The sequence below is a fragment of the Microbacterium sp. LB12 genome, from assembly GCF_037150835.1.
Taxonomy (GTDB): domain Bacteria; phylum Actinomycetota; class Actinomycetes; order Actinomycetales; family Microbacteriaceae; genus Microbacterium.
In genome coordinates this window covers 380,417-394,615 of record NZ_JBBCPF010000002.1, presented here as the reverse complement: position 1 = coordinate 394,615, position 14,199 = coordinate 380,417, and the positions used below count along the sequence as shown (strand labels likewise).

At 68.7% G+C, this 14,199-nt stretch carries 16 protein-coding genes and 2 tRNA genes; 5 read left to right on the top strand and 13 right to left on the bottom strand.

Features of this window, described 5'->3' with window-relative positions:
• The first annotated feature begins 31 nt into the window (after positions 1-31).
• Positions 32-973, top strand: coding sequence for a LysR family transcriptional regulator (locus tag WFM69_RS06375; RefSeq protein WP_337002806.1), 942 nt, complete (start codon positions 32-34; stop codon positions 971-973).
• Between the two features lie 100 nt (positions 974-1,073).
• Here WFM69_RS06375 and WFM69_RS06370 read toward each other — a convergent pair.
• From WFM69_RS06370 to WFM69_RS06335, 8 genes are all read right to left on the bottom strand, one after another.
• Positions 1,074-1,146 (bottom strand) — tRNA-Arg (locus tag WFM69_RS06370).
• A gap of 64 nt (positions 1,147-1,210) precedes the next feature.
• Positions 1,211-1,795, bottom strand: a complete 585-nt coding sequence (locus tag WFM69_RS06365) for an asparagine synthase (RefSeq protein WP_337002804.1) — start codon at positions 1,793-1,795, stop codon at positions 1,211-1,213.
• A gap of 137 nt (positions 1,796-1,932) precedes the next feature.
• A complete protein-coding gene (locus WFM69_RS06360) occupies positions 1,933-2,793 on the bottom strand; it encodes a hypothetical protein (protein WP_337003050.1) in 861 nt (286 codons plus the stop codon).
• On the bottom strand, positions 2,793-3,038 hold the full coding sequence (locus WFM69_RS06355; RefSeq protein ID WP_337002802.1) for a hypothetical protein: 246 nt from the start codon (positions 3,036-3,038) through the stop codon (positions 2,793-2,795). Before WFM69_RS06355 ends, WFM69_RS06360 begins: the two co-directional genes overlap by 1 nt.
• A 108-nt stretch (positions 3,039-3,146) precedes the next feature.
• Positions 3,147-3,800, bottom strand: coding sequence for a GntR family transcriptional regulator (locus WFM69_RS06350; protein WP_337002800.1), 654 nt, complete (start codon positions 3,798-3,800; stop codon positions 3,147-3,149).
• 129 nt (positions 3,801-3,929) lie between these two features.
• Entirely contained in the window at positions 3,930-4,571 is a 642-nt protein-coding gene (locus WFM69_RS06345) for an NADPH-dependent F420 reductase (RefSeq protein ID WP_337002798.1), read from the bottom strand.
• A gap of 51 nt (positions 4,572-4,622) precedes the next feature.
• On the bottom strand, positions 4,623-5,057 hold the full coding sequence (gene sufU, locus WFM69_RS06340; protein WP_337002796.1) for a Fe-S cluster assembly sulfur transfer protein SufU: 435 nt from the start codon (positions 5,055-5,057) through the stop codon (positions 4,623-4,625).
• Complete coding sequence (locus tag WFM69_RS06335) at positions 5,054-6,361, bottom strand: aminotransferase class V-fold PLP-dependent enzyme (protein ID WP_337002794.1); 1,308 nt, start codon at positions 6,359-6,361, stop codon at positions 5,054-5,056. Before WFM69_RS06335 ends, sufU begins: the two co-directional genes overlap by 4 nt.
• A 121-nt stretch (positions 6,362-6,482) precedes the next feature.
• On the opposite strand from WFM69_RS06335, the gene WFM69_RS06330 reads away from it, so the two are divergent.
• Positions 6,483-7,130, top strand: a complete 648-nt coding sequence (locus tag WFM69_RS06330; RefSeq protein WP_337002792.1) for a LysE family translocator — start codon at positions 6,483-6,485, stop codon at positions 7,128-7,130.
• A 7-nt stretch (positions 7,131-7,137) separates the two neighbouring features.
• Here the strand turns inward: WFM69_RS06330 and WFM69_RS06325 are convergent, their stop codons facing one another.
• Together WFM69_RS06325 and WFM69_RS06320 are read right to left on the bottom strand one after the other, a co-directional pair.
• Positions 7,138-7,938 (bottom strand): DUF1206 domain-containing protein, encoded by an 801-nt coding sequence (locus tag WFM69_RS06325; protein WP_337002790.1) that lies wholly within the window; start codon positions 7,936-7,938, stop codon positions 7,138-7,140.
• Between the two features lie 61 nt (positions 7,939-7,999).
• Entirely contained in the window at positions 8,000-8,635 is a 636-nt protein-coding gene (locus tag WFM69_RS06320) for a GyrI-like domain-containing protein (RefSeq protein ID WP_337002788.1), read from the bottom strand.
• Positions 8,636-8,712: 77 nt separating this feature from the next.
• Between WFM69_RS06320 and rarD the strand changes: the two genes are divergently transcribed.
• A complete protein-coding gene (rarD, locus tag WFM69_RS06315; protein WP_337002786.1) occupies positions 8,713-9,597 on the top strand; it encodes an EamA family transporter RarD in 885 nt (294 codons plus the stop codon).
• Here the strand turns inward: rarD and WFM69_RS06310 are convergent.
• From WFM69_RS06310 to WFM69_RS06300, 3 genes are all read right to left on the bottom strand, one after another.
• Positions 9,594-9,728, bottom strand: a complete 135-nt coding sequence (locus tag WFM69_RS06310; RefSeq protein WP_337002784.1) for a methionine/alanine import family NSS transporter small subunit — start codon at positions 9,726-9,728, stop codon at positions 9,594-9,596. The two genes, rarD and WFM69_RS06310, sit on opposite strands and share 4 nt — an antisense overlap.
• Positions 9,725-11,338 carry a sodium-dependent transporter gene (locus WFM69_RS06305; RefSeq protein ID WP_337002782.1) on the bottom strand — a complete coding sequence of 538 codons (1,614 nt, stop codon included), beginning with the start codon at positions 11,336-11,338 and terminating at the stop codon, positions 9,725-9,727. The genes WFM69_RS06310 and WFM69_RS06305 overlap by 4 nt, the downstream gene beginning before the upstream one ends.
• Before the next feature lie 109 nt (positions 11,339-11,447).
• Positions 11,448-11,536 (bottom strand) — tRNA-Ser (locus WFM69_RS06300).
• A 188-nt stretch (positions 11,537-11,724) separates the two neighbouring features.
• On the opposite strand from WFM69_RS06300, the gene WFM69_RS06295 reads away from it, so the two are divergent.
• Both WFM69_RS06295 and WFM69_RS06290 read left to right on the top strand, forming a co-directional pair.
• Complete coding sequence (locus WFM69_RS06295) at positions 11,725-12,435, top strand: potassium channel family protein (RefSeq protein ID WP_337002780.1); 711 nt, start codon at positions 11,725-11,727, stop codon at positions 12,433-12,435.
• A 126-nt stretch (positions 12,436-12,561) separates the two neighbouring features.
• Positions 12,562-14,178 (top strand): MFS transporter, encoded by a 1,617-nt coding sequence (locus WFM69_RS06290; protein ID WP_337002778.1) that lies wholly within the window; start codon positions 12,562-12,564, stop codon positions 14,176-14,178.
• The last annotated feature ends 21 nt before the right edge of the window (positions 14,179-14,199 follow it).

Here is a 14,199-nt window from a genome sequence, read left to right as displayed (position 1 = left end):
TCGTGACTATACGTTGCTATAGGCTTCACCTATGGCTCGCGGATCGAACGGCATCACCCTGCAGCAGCTCGTCTACTTCATCGAAGTCGCCGCGGAAGGGTCGATCAGTGCGGCCGCCGATCTGCTCTACGTGGCTCAGCCGACCATGTCCGCGGCGATGAAAGACCTCGAAGCCCGGGTCGGCCGCACCCTCTTCCTCCGCTCGGCGCGCGGCGTCACGCTCACCGCCGACGGGGCCGAGTTCCTCGGCTACGCGCGGCAGGTGACCGAGCAGGTGGCCCTCCTCGAACAGCGCTACCTCGGCCGGCCGCCGTCGCGCCGTCTGCTCGGCGTCTCCGCGCAGCACTACTCGTTCGTCGTCGACGCGTTCGTCCGCATGGTGAAAGGCAGCAACGCGGCCGAATACGAGTTCTCCCTCCGTGAGACGCGCACCTGGGACATCATCGAAGACGTCCGCACGCTCCGCAGCGAGCTCGGCATCCTGTACCGGAACGACTTCAACCGGAACGTCATCGACAAGCTCCTCCGGGACTCCGGGCTCGCGTTCCACCCGCTCTTCCTCGCCGAGCCGCACATCTTCATCTCCCGGAAGAACCCGCTCGCGACGCGCGATCACGTCACCCTCGACGACCTTGCCGACCTCCCGCGACTCACCTTCGACCAAGGGGCGAACAACTCGTTCTACTTCGCCGAGGAGATCCTCTCCACCCTGTCGAGCAGGCAGGAGATCAGCGTCGCCGACCGCGCCACCATCTTCAACCTCATGATCGGGCTCGACGGCTACACGATCTCGACCGGCATCATCAGCGACGACCTCGACCCGGAGATCGTCGCCATCCCGCTCGACATCGACGAACGGATCGAGATCGGCTGGATCGACCACTCCGCGATCCCGCTCACGGAACAGGCGCAGCGATACCTCACGGAGCTCCGCGCGGTCGTCGCGGGCTTCGGGGTCGAGCTGCTGGGGTAGCGCGACCCTGCGGCGTCGGCATCGCTCGCCTCACATCGGGTCAACGCAGAAACGGCCTCCACCGAAGTGGAAGCCGTTTCGTCACTGTCTCAACACAGTGTGCGCCCGAAGGGACTCGAACCCCTAACCTTCTGATCCGTAGTCAGATGCTCTATCCATTGAGCTACGGGCGCCCGACCCGCTCAGCGGGCCGTGGAACAGCCTACAACAGTCCCGACGGGAAAGCGAAACGAGGCCTCAGTCGCTCGCCGCGGCCGCTTTCTGCTGCTTCTTCCGGCGCTTCGCCTTCGCTCTCTGCTCGGACGACAGCGCCTGCAGATCGACCAGTCGGAGTGCCTGCATACGCGCTTCGCGCATGCGCCCGTAATCGGGGTCCTGGTCGGGACGCATGCCCTCGACGCGCAGCCGCCGGTCGAGGTTGTGGCGCACATCGGCCCAGGCCGCGCTCCTGGCCTCTTCGACGATCTCGGCGAGGCGCTCGCGGTCCTCCATGATCTCGCGCAGGCGCACGGCGACACCGGTCGACTGCTTCGCGCGTCGTCGGAGGTTGCGCACGTCGCGGTCACGGTAGTCGTGCGTACCCACCGGGTCGGAATGACGGCCCCTGGCGCGCTTGCGCAGAGCGGTGACGGTCGCGGCCGCCTCCTCCGACTCCTCGGCCATCGCGCGAAGCGCCTCACGAGCGTCGTCGATGTACTTCTCGGTGTCGAACACCCCGTCTTCGGCGATGGTGCCGATGAGGATGTGGTTCTTCACGGCGAGGCGCGCGGCAGCGGTCGCGATCGCGACGCCCTCGGCGATGGCATCCGCTGTCCGTCCCACCGGTACCTCCTCTCCACGAGCGTACCCGTATCACTGGGGCCCGGTGGTGGCCGGAATCGGGTTCCGGAACAGCATGCCTCAGGCGTCCGACATCCGCGGTGGCGTGCGCGGAATCCGATCGACGCAGACGGGCGGACTCAGCGGACCGCACCGACCCAGATGCCCGACGCCCACGCCTGCTGATCGCCGTTGCACCCGACCGAACCGGGGTAGCCCCGCACCACGGCCATGCAGTTGGCCAGGAACTCCGGGTCGTTGCCGAACAGCGAACCGTACGCGGCGGACGACGTGAGAGCACCCCAGACGCGGAACTGATAGATGTGCGCGAGCTCGTGCGCCATAGCCCAGTTCAGCCGTCCCGCACTCCAGCTCGCGATGTCGGCACGGTACTTGATGTAGCCGTTGCTGTTGGCGCAGGCCGGCGCATTCCCGCCCGCACAGGACGACGACTCGTAGAGCCCGATCCCGCCGCCTCCGACCAGATCGAGCGCGGCCCGCACGCGGGCATAGCCACCGGGGCCGCTCGACGTCCAGGCAGGTCCCACAGGACCCGCGCTCTGCGCCGCCTGCCACGTCGCGACCTCGGTGTCGATCTTCTCGGTGAGTGCGTGCACGGTCGCCGTCGCCGCGGCCACCGTGTCCGGGTTCTCCTTCTCGCCGAGCACCGTCTGCTGCGCCGAGTGCGCTGCCGCCACGTGCGCGGCGGTGTCGACCTTCCCGTCCGCCGTCGTGAGCGCGGCACGCAACGCCGTGATCTCGGTGACGAACGCCGGGCGCAGGGCCAGCACCGACGCACGATCCGCGGTGTCGACCTCGGCCCGCTCGACCGCACCGTCGAGGTAATCCGTGCGCTGACCTGCCTCGTGATACTGAGCAGCCAGGGAGTTGAGCTCGGCCACCGCCGCCACTCGTTCCTGCTCCAGACCGTTCGCCCGCGCGAGCACGCCGGCCGCGAGCACCACCGCCGCGGCGACCCCGACCGCCAGCACCCGCCGCATCACGGCAGGAACCCCGTCGAGTCGGCGATCTGCGCGTCCTGTTCAGCGATCTGCGCGCGCAGGGCGGTGAGCTTGGCGGCCAGCTCGAGGTTGTCTCCGCGGGAGTCCTCGAGCGCGTGCTCGAGGCGCACGATCTCCGCTTTGACCGCGGTGATGGCCGTCATTCGCTCCTGATCGGCGATCGCGACGAGCACGAATCCCCCGAGAAGCAACAGGCAACCGACCGCGACAGCAAGATTCCGCATCTCGCTCCCCAGGACAGCGCAACAGTTCCGGACCGACTCCGATCGCACCAATATACAACTGGACGCGTCGCCGTTGTCCCCGGATTCGTGCGGCGCGCGCCGACGCGCTCAGGCCATCACGCCGCTGCCGTCGGCGAGACGCCGTGCCGCAGCCGCCTGACCACTCGCGAGGTGTTCCGGGATGATCTTGCGCAGCGCCTCGGTGTCGCGCTCGACCAAGGCCTCGAGGATGACGCGATGCTCATCCGCCATCGCGAGCAGATCGTCGTGCTGGCCGAACAGCCAGCGCAGCCGGGTGAGGAAGACGGCGATGAGCTCTCCGAGCATCTCGTTCGCTGCGAGGTCGACCGCGATCTCATGGAACTCCGCGGCGGCGACCCGGGCCGCCTCCGAGTCCTCGGTCTGCGCGGCCGCGAGCTCACGCTCGTAGGCGCCGCGGAGACGAGCGATGCCGTGCTCGTCGTGACGCTCGGCGGCGAAGACGAAGATCAGCGTCTCGATGGCCTCGCGCACCTCGGCGAAGTCCTGGATGTCACGGTGGGTGAACTCGCGCACGACCGCCCAGGTGCGCGGGCGCGCGACCACCACGCCTTCGGAGACCAGCGTGCGGATCGCCTCGCGCACGGGCAGCCGGGACACGTTCAACTCGGCGGCGATGTCACGCTCGACGAGGCGCGACCCCGGCAGGCGTCGACCCAGCACGATGTCGTCACGCAGGATCCGCGTGACGCGCACCGATTCGAGCTCAGTGCTCGCCGCCATAGCCCCCGCCATCTGGGCATTCTCGCATTTCGAAGAGGGTTCCTCAACTTTTGGTATCCCAACACGCCCGGGATGGCGACGGGTGGGAGGAGCGCTCGACGATGCCCCTCCCACCCGGAACTCGGGCGCTCAGGGCAGGCGGTTGGCGATCGCGAGATTGGCGGCGAGCTCTTCCGCGTTCTGCCGGACCACGTACGCCGGACGATCGCGCTCGACGCGCCACGACTCGCTCAGCGGTCCGACGTTGACGGTGTCGAACCCGGCCTCGTCGTAGAAGCGCGTCACGAAGGCGACCGCCTCGGCGTCGTCACCCGCCGTCGCGAGAGCACGACGGTTCGGCGTCCCCGTCGGGGCGCCATCGGTGGTGATCTCGGAGGCGTAGATGTGGTTGAACGCCTTCGCGATCTTCGAGGTCGGCAGCTGACGCTGCACGAGCTCCGAGGTCGTCGCCTCGCCGTTGTCGAGCGCGTCGATGTGTCCGTCGCGCTCGAAGTAGTAGTTGTTGGTGTCGAGGACGATCTTCCCGGCGAGCTGCTCCGCCGGCAGCCGGTCGATCGCACGCAGCGGCACGGTCACGACCGCGACATCGGCCGCGGTCGCGGCGTCCTCCGCGGTGGCCGCCTTCGCCCGCGGACCGAGCTCCGCGACGAGGTCGGCGAGCGTCTCCGGCCCCCGCGAGTTGGCGATCACGACGTCGTATCCGTTGGCCACCGCCACGCGCGCGACCTGGCTGCCGATGTGTCCTGCACCGATGATTCCGAGAGTTGTCATGCTCGGCCCAACGCCCGGGGCGCGCGACTATTCCCGCCGCGTCATCCCGCGTCAGGACTTGGCGAGGGCATCCTCCGCCGCGACCCAGGCGAGCATGGCGCACTTCACGCGTGCCACGTACTTCGACACTCCACCGAGGGCTGCGGCATCGCCGAGCAGCTCCTCGTCCGGCTCGATCTTGCCCCGGGAGCGCATCGCCTCGCGGAACGCCGCGATGCGGACCTCCAGCTCCTCGACGCTCAGCCCCTCGGCGAGCTCGGCCAGCAGCGACGCGGACGCCTGCGAGATCGCGCACCCGTGCCCCTCCCACGCGATCGCCTCCACGCCGCCGTCCGAGCCACGGTGCACCTGCAGCGTGATCTCGTCTCCGCACGTGGGGTTGAGCTGGTGCGACTGCGCCGCGATCTCGTCGCGCAGTCCGTACCCGTGCGGAGTGCGCGAGTGATCGAGGATCAGCTCCTGATAGAGATTCTGCAGGTCGCTCATGCGCCCCTCCGGAAGAACTCGATCGCTCCGGCGACACCGTCGATGACGGCATCCACCTCGGCGTCCGTCGTGTACAGATACGTGCTCGCCCGCGTCGACGATGTGACCCCCAGGCGGCGGTGCAGCGGCTGCGCACAGTGATGGCCGACGCGCACCGCGATACCGAGATCGTCGAGGAACTGTCCCACATCGTGCGAGTGGATGCCCTCGACGTCGAAGCTCGCGAGCCCCACGCGCGGCAGGTCGATGCCCGCGCCCAGCACGCGCACGCCGTCGATCGCCCCCAGCCCGTCGACGAGACGGCGTCCGAACGCGGCCTCATGCGCGGCGATGCGCGGCATGCCCACCTCGGTCAGGTAGCCGACGGCCGCGGCGAGCGCGATCGCCTGGGACACGCGCTGCGTGCCCGCCTCGAATCGCTGCGGCGGCGGCAGGTACTCGGCCTCGGTCGTGGTGACCGTGGTGATCATCGAACCGCCCGTGAGGAACGGAGGCATCGCGGCCAGCACCTCACGGCGACCGTAGAGGGCGCCGATGCCGGTCGGGCCGAGCATCTTGTGGCCGGAGAGCACCGCGAAGTCGACATCGAGCGCGCGCACGTCGAGCGGCAGATGTGGCGCGGACTGGCATGCATCCAGCAGTGTCAGCGCGCCCACCGCGCGCGCCAGGGCGACCAGATGATCGACCGGGTTGATCACACCGAGCACGTTCGACACATGCGTGAACGCCACGATCCTGGTGCGTGCCGTGATGAGGTCGGCCGCGATGTCGAGACGCACTGCCCCGTCGTCGTCGAGCGGGATGACCTTGAGGGTCGCCCCCGTGCGCGCGGCGAGCTCCTGCCACGGGATGAGGTTCGCGTGGTGCTCCATCTCCGTGGTCACGATCTCGTCGCCCTCGCGGAGCCGCAGTCGTTCGGCGGCCGCTCCCCCACGTCCGAGCGAGGCGTTCGAGAGTGAGTAGGCGACGAGGTTGATCGCCTCGGTCGCGTTCGAGGTCCACACGATCTCGTCGTCGCCGGCTCCAACGAAGCGGGCGACGGCGGCGCGGGCGTCTTCGAACAGCTCCGTCGCCTCCGCGGCGAGAGTGTGCGCACCACGATGCACGGCCGAGTTCATCGACGTCGCGAAGTCGCGCTCCGCATCCAGCACGGCGAGCGGACGCTGCGAGGTCGCCCCGGAGTCCAGATAGACGAGGGGATGCCCGTGCACCTGCGCGCCGAGGATCGGGAAGTCCCCGCGGATGCGCCGCACCTCGGCCTCGTTGAGGGGGGCGATCACGTCGACACCGGGAGAAACGCTCATCGTTCCAGTTTCCCACCTGTGGGAGCAGCCGGGGCGCAGAGGCGACGCCACACCGATCGTCCGCACCGCTCGTTGTCCGCACCGCTCGCGCCCGACCATCGCGCGCCCCTAAGCTCGCACCATGTTCAGCGCCGAGACACTCACGACCTTCATCGTCGCGGCGTTCGTGATGGTGGTCATCCCCGGACCCACGGTGCTGTTCACGATCGGGCGCGCCATGGCGCTCGGACGGATCGGCGGATTCCTGAGCATCCTCGGGACGGCGATCGGCTCGATCGTGCTCGTCGTGGCCGTCGCGCTCGGCGTCGGCACGGTCATCGCGCAATCGGTCGTGCTGTTCACGATCGTGAAGGTGCTCGGCGCCGGCTACCTGATCTTCCTCGGCATCCAGGCGATCCGGCATCGCAAGGACGCCGCTCGGGCCATGACGTCGACGCAGCCGAAGCGGTCCGGGTGGCGGCTGCTCACCGAGGGTTTCGTCGTCGGCGTCACCAACCCGAAGTCCATCGCGTTCTTCCTCGCGATCCTGCCGCAGTTCGTCGACCTGCACGCCGGGTCCGTGCCCGCGCAGCTCTTCGTGCTCGGAGTGATCGTCGTGACCATCGGCGTCACCTGCGACGCGGTGTGGGTACTCCTCGCAAGCGCCGCCCGCGACTGGTTCGGCCGTTCCCCTCGCCGCATCGAGGCGATGGGTGCGACCGGAGGCGGACTGATGATCGCACTCGGCGCGTTCCTGCTGGTGTGGAGCGAGAAGCCCGCGACCGCGTGACCCACGGTCACATGCGTGCGAAGCGAGCGCGGGCGATGCAGAAGACGCCGTAGACCGCGAACCCGACCCCGACGGCCCCCAGGATCAGCGAGCCCAGAGGCAGCCCGAGCAGACTGTGCAGGGCGGCATCCAGGCCGGCACCCTTCTCGGGATCCTGCGTCACCGCCGCCACCACGAACAGCACGCCGGTGACCGCGACAGCGATGCCCTTGCCGAAGTAGCCGATCACTCCGAGCGTCACGATGCCGCCGCGGGCCGCACCATCGGGAAGGTCGAGCAGCTTCTCGAAGCCCCGCGTGAAACCGCCGACCACGAAGCCCGCACCGACTCCGATCACCGCGAGGCCGATCACGACCAGCAGCACCACGCCACCGGGCGCGGCGAGCACCGCGGCACTGAGGGTCTTCGACGCCTCCTCCGAATCGGCCCGCCCGCCCACGGCGTAGACGAGCGCCATCCCCGCCACAACCAGATACGCGCCGGCGATCCCGAAGAACTTGAGCCGCGCGCCCCACTTCTTCGTCTCGGCGGGGTCTGCGGCGAGGAACGCGCTCGCGATCTGCCACACGGCCAGAGCCAGCAGGCCGACCGCGATTCCGAGCAGCAGCAGTCCGCCCAGTGGTGTGCTGCGCACCTGCTCCATCGCACCGTCCTGATCCGCGTCACCCGGCGCCCCCGCCGCCATGGAGATCGCGATCGCACCGATGATCACGTGGATCACTCCGAGGACGACGAAGCCGACACGGGCGATCCGCCGGAACGCCGGCGACCCCTTGGCGACGCGGGCAGCGTGCTTCACCGTGCTCATCGATGAAGGCTATCGGCCGGGAGCGCACTTCAAGAGGGGCTTGATTTCACAGAGCGCGTGTTCAGACGCCGGGCGCGACCGGCTGACGGAGGATCGTGCGCAGCTTCGCGGGGTCGGTACGACGCAGGTCGCTCAGGTAGACCTCGTGATGCCGCCCGCGCATCCGCAGGCCGTTGTCCGGAATGAAACGGTGGTGCAGCTCGTCGAGCACCGGCCCCTCGTCGTCGAAGGGGCCGAGGTGCAGCGTCTGCACACACCTGCCCTCGTCGAGGGTCTCCAGGCGCACGGAATCGAGCGCGACCACCGGCTCCTTCTTCTTCGCGGCCTTGCGGGCCACCGACTCCACAGCATCGGCGAACATCTGCGCGGTCACGTGGTCGCCCACCAGGATCAACAGCGTCCACAACCAGTCCGACTTGTCGCGCCGCGACGTGAACGACTCCATGTCCGGAGCGTGCCAGAGCCCTTCGAGCGGCATCACGACGGTGTCGATGCCGAGTTCATTCCGGCTCGCGAACTTGAGCGTGTACGCCAGAGGGAACAGTGCGGACACCGCGTTCGCGAACGCCGGCGACGTGTTCGGATCGCCCGCCCCGTCGACCATCAGGTACTGCAACGGCGGCACCTCGACGATGCGGAACTCGCCGCGCTTCGCCCGATACGCGTCGAGCGTCTTCTTGGGGTCGATCGCGGCCATGCCCTGCCTCCCTGGTTCGTGCGCCCAGTGTGGCACGAGGCACCGACACCGTCCCCTACGCTGGTCGAGGAATCCTCATGCACCAGCCCACGACCCACTCCGCGCGTGGCGTGCTCAGTTCGCTTTCGGCGAGTGTGCTCTTCGGCGGGATGTTCTTCGTCTCCGGCCTGCTCGACGCCTCGGCGGAAGCCGTGTGGGCATGGCGCGTGATCGTCACGGCGACCTGCTTCGGCGTCGCCCTGGCGTGGCCGGCGAGCCGTCGCGCTCTCGCCGCACTCTGGACGACCCTGCGGCGTCGGAGCTGGACGCCGGTCGTCCTCGTCGTCACGGGCGCGATCCTCGGCGTGCAGATGTGGCTTTTCGCCTGGACGCCCATGAACGGGCACGGGCTCGACGCTGCGCTCGGATACCTTCTCCTCCCGCTCATCCTCGTACTGTCAGGACGATTCCTGTTCCACGAGCACGTCTCCCGCACGCAATGGTGGGCGGTGGCGATCGCCGTGGTGGCCGTCGGAGTGAAGATCGTGTTCTCGACCTCGATCTCGTGGGTCACGGTGGTCGTCTGCGTCGGATACGCGGTGTACTTCGCGCTGCGCAAGCGCTTCGGGCTCGAGACCCAGGCCGCCTTCGCGGGGGAGATCACCGTGATGTGCCTGGTGGCGGTGCCGATGCTGTTCTTCGTCCGCGGCGCCGACTCCCCCGCCCAGCAGGCGCTGGTCCTGCTCGCAGGGCTCGCCGGCGCGGCCGCGCTGTCGTTGTACCTGTCGGCATCGGAACTGCTGACCATGCCCGTGTTCGGGCTGCTCAGCTATGTCGAGCCGGTGCTCATGTTCGTCGCCGCGCTGCTGCTCGGCGAACACCTCGCCCCCTCGGACGTCGTCACCTACGGGCTGCTCGCGATCGCGCTCGCGGTGCTCGCCGCCGGATCTCTGCGCGGCGGACGGGCGCCCCTTCCCGGCTAGAGCTCGACGGGCGGAGCGGGCTCCGTCTCGGCCTCTTCAGGATGACGTGCGAGGTTCACGATCCCGGCGACCAGGCCACCCCAGACCGTGACCATGGCGATCACCATCATGACGACCGCGATCGGGGTCATGCGTCCGCTCCCTTCGTGGTGCCGACCGCCGGTATCGCCGACGTCTCGGCATCCGGCTCGTACTGCTCCTCGGCGAGGAACGCGTCGTACTCGGGGTCGTGCTTCGCGTGGGAGCGCGCGCTCCACGGGAGCGCCGACAGGATCAGGGCAAGCACGACCAGCGCGACGACCATGCCCCAGCCGAAGACGGCGAGGAACCCGGCGGGATAGCCGCTGTACGGCTCCGAGGTCTTCGCGATGAGCTCGCTGACGAAGAGGTAGCCGAGCACGACCGGGGCGAGCACTCCGACGAGGAGCTTCCAGGCGGTCCCCACCCGGAAGCTCGACCGGCGGTTGAGGTGCTCCACCAGCACCGGCAGCTTGTGCAGCAGCCAGGCGACGACGATCACCGCGACCAGCGCGACGGCCATGATGCCGAAGGAGTTGACGAACGCGTCGACGGTGTCGAGCACCGCGAGCGCCGTCGTGGTCGAGAACAGGGCCATCGAGACGATGGCGAGAGGGATGGCGACCGTGAGCGTGGTGCGCACCCGCGCCCATCCCAGCTTGTCCTGCAGGGCGGCCACGATCACCTCGAGGATCGAGATCAACGACGTCACTCCCGCGAACACCAGGGCCCCGAAGAACAGCACGCCGATGATCGAACCTCCGGTCGCCTGCGAGACGATCGTGGGGAAGGCCACGAACGCCAGCCCAATGCCGGACGTCGCCACGCCCGCCACCTCCGTCCCCTGCGCCTGCGCCATGAAGCCCAGAGCGGCGAACACGCCGATGCCCGCGAGGATCTCGAAGCCGGAGTTCGCGAACGCGACCACGAGCCCCGACCCCGTGAGATCGGTCTTCCGCTTGAGGTAGGAGGAGTAGGTGACCATGATGCCGAAGGCGACGGAGAGCGAGAAGAAGATGTGCCCGTATGCCGATGCCCACACACCGGGGTCGGCGAGGGCCTCCCAGTTCGGGGCGAAGAACGCGTCGAGTCCCTCCATGGCACCGGGGAGGAACAGCGACTGCACGACGAGGATCGCGAACATCACCGTGAGCAGCGGCATCAGGATCATGTTGGCCCGACCGATGCCCCGTTTCACCCCGAGCGCCATGATGACGATGAGCCAGACCACGACCAGCGGGATGCCCACCTGCGGCACGAACTGCGAAGAGACGCCGACCTCGGCGACGTCCTGAGCCTGGAGGAAGTCGCCGGCGAAGAAGGCGTCTTCGTTGCCTGCGCCCCAGGTGAGCTGGGCAGAGAACCACGTGTACATGGCCGCCCACGCGATGATCACGGCGTAGTACACCGCGATCACGACGCAGATGAGCACCTGCCACCAGCCGAGGGGTTCGGCCGCGCGGTGCAGACGACGAAACGCCAGGGGTGCCGACCCGCGGAAGCGGTGGCCGATGGCGTAGTCGAAGAAGAGCAGCGGGATGCCCGCGGTCAGCAGTGCGCACAGGTACGGGATCAGGAACGCGCCGCCGCCGCCCTCGTAGGCGACGTAGGGGAACCGCCAGATATTGCCGAGCCCGACGGCCGAGCCGATCGCCGAGAGGATGAACACGTTCCGAGAGCCGAAGGCCTCACGTCGGGGGGTCTGCGTCGTCGCGGTGGCCATGCGGGCGAGACTACCCGAGGGTCGGGCCGAGGTTCACGTCTGCTGAGGGATTCTTGAGCAGGGGCGCGCGCGAACGAGAAAACCCCCGCCGGAACGGGGGTTCTTTCTGCGGAGACGAGGGGATTTGAACCCCTGGTCCCCGTGAGGGGACTCCACCTTAGCAGGGTGGTGCACTCGGCCGGACTATGCGACGTCTCCAGGCATCCGGCCCGAAAGCACGGATGCACCTAGCCATCATAACGGGTCGGACGGGCCGTGACGAACCGGCCGGGCGCACCCCCTTCTGGCCGACGCGCATCCGCGATCACCGGGGATGCGCAGCCGCGCTGGGATACTGGCCGCACATCGTGGGCGTCGCCCGTCCACCGGACGCAGGAGGACCGACCATGCCCCGGACAGACGCGGTGGACCCGATGCGCACGGCCGAACGCCCCCATCGACGGTGGGACGACCACGGCATCGGCTATGCGATCGTCCTCGGCCTGCTCATCGTGTCGTACGTGCTGTGCGCCACGCAGCCCAGCACCGACCCGAGCCCCTGGGCGTTCCTGGCGATGCTCGCCACCGTCGCGATCGTGTTCCACGTGACCCGGGCCCGTCACCTCGTCCAGCGTGTCTCGTGGGTGGTGCTCTCCGTCGCCGGTGCTGCCGCCCTCATCGCCACCGCCTTCGGCATCGAGGGTCCGGTGCTGGCGATCCCGCTCTCCGCGGCATCGATGCTCGCGCTGCTGGTCGCTCCGTGGGCGATCATCGCCCACCAGGTCACCCGGCGCGGACTCGACCTCGAGGCGCTGCTCGCGGCCATCACCGCCTACATCCTCGTCGGCATGTTCTTCGCCTTCGTGTACAACCTCATCTCGCAGATCTCCCCCGTGCCGATGTTCGGCGAAGAGAGCCCCGACTCCCTCGGCAACCAGCTGTTCTTCTCCTTCACCGCACTCACCACCACCGGGTACGGCAACCTCGTCCCGGTCGGCCCCGGCGGGCAGGCACTCGCGATCGCCGAAGCGATCACGGGTCAGATCTTCCTCATCACGGCGGTCGCGCGCATCATGCGGGGCTCCAGCGCGAAGCGCGAGACCCCCGCCGCCTCCTGACGCGGCCCGGCGCATCGCCCCGTTCGGGTGACGCATCTGCGCCGACCCGCGATGCACAGTGCCACGATGGGCCGTGCGAATCGCCGCACCCGGCCCTCCTGCACCCGTGCTGTCGAAGGAGTCGTCATGAAGAGATGGAGCGTCATCGCCGTCCTCGGATGCGCGCAGTTCGTGATGGTGCTCGACGGCACGGTGATGAACGTGTCGATCTCGACCGTCGTGATCGACCTCGACACGAGCGTCGCCGCGATGCAGGGCGCCATCACGTTCTACACGCTCACCATGGCCGCGTTCATGCTGCTCGGCGCTCGGCTGGGAGATGTCTGGGGGCGTCGCCGGGCGTTCGTGATCGGCTCGTGCGTGTACGCCGCCGGCTCGCTGATCACAGCCCTGAGCCCGAACATCGCCGCGCTCTTCCTGGGCTGGTCTGTCGTCGAAGGCCTCGGTGCCGTGCTCGTCATCCCCGCCGTCGCCGCACTCGTCGCCGACAACTATCAGGGGCGGGACCGCATCACCGCGTTCGCGATCATCGGTGCGATCTCCGGCGCCGCCGTGGCGGCCGGACCGCTGATCGGCGGCTTCGTGACGACCTACTTCGACTGGCGCTGGGTGTTCGCGGCGGAGGTCGTCATCATGATCGGCGTGGCGCTGTGCGCACGGATCATCACCGATCCGGCTCCGACGCAGCGCGTGCGCATCGACGTCCCCAGCGTCGCCCTCTCGGCTGTCGGACTCGTCTGGGTGGTGTACGGGATGCTGCAGAGCAAGACCTGGGGGTGGATCCTGCCGCTGCATCCGCCAGAGCTCGGCGGGGTCGAGATCGTCCCGCTCGGCATCTCGCCCGCGGCGTGGTTCATCGTGCTCGGGCTCGGGCTGCTCGCGCTCTTCATCGTCCGTCAGCGTCGACTCGAGCGCACCGGGCGCACGCCGCTCATCCACGTCGACATGTTCTCGATCGTGTCGCTGCGCAGCGGTCTCTCGGTGCTCGGCGCGCAGTACGCCGTGACGGCGGGCCTGTTCTTCATGGTGCCGGTGTACCTGCAGATGACTCTGGGGCTCGATGCGCTCGAGACCGGCGTCCGGATCTTCCCGCTCTCGATCGCCCTCGTGCTCTTCTCGATCGTGGGGACGCGCCTCTCCCGCTTCCTCGCCCCGCGCACGATCGTGCGGATCGGGCAGCTGACGCTCGTGGGCAGCGCACTGATCCTGCTCGGATCCGCCACCAGCGACCTGCGCAGCTGGCTGTTCGGCAGCGGGATGTTCCTCGCCGGCGCCGCCCTGGGTCTGCTCGCCTCGCAGCTCGGCAACGTGAACATGTCGAGTGTGACCGAGAAGGAGACGAGCGAGGTGGGCGGCCTGCAGGGCGTGTTCCAGAACCTCGGCTCGTCGCTCGGGACCGCGCTCATCGGCTCGATCCTGATCGGCGCCCTGTCGACGTCTTTCGCCGCGGGCGTCGCCGCGAGCGACCTGCCCGACGCGACGAAGACGATCGTGGCGACCGACACCCAGCAGGGCGTCGCGATCGTGCCGGCCGCCGACGTCGCCGCAATCGCCGAGAAGGCCGGGCTGGACGACACCGACTCCGACACGCTCGCGACGATCTACCGGGACTCGCAGCTGTCGTCGCTGCGCATCGCGTTCTTCGGCTTGATCCTCATCAGCCTGCTGTCGCTGTTCTTCTCGAAGGGGATTCCGAGCGCCACCGACCTGCGCCGCCGGCACAGCGACACCACCGACGGCTGAGGAACCCCGTTCGGTTCGCAT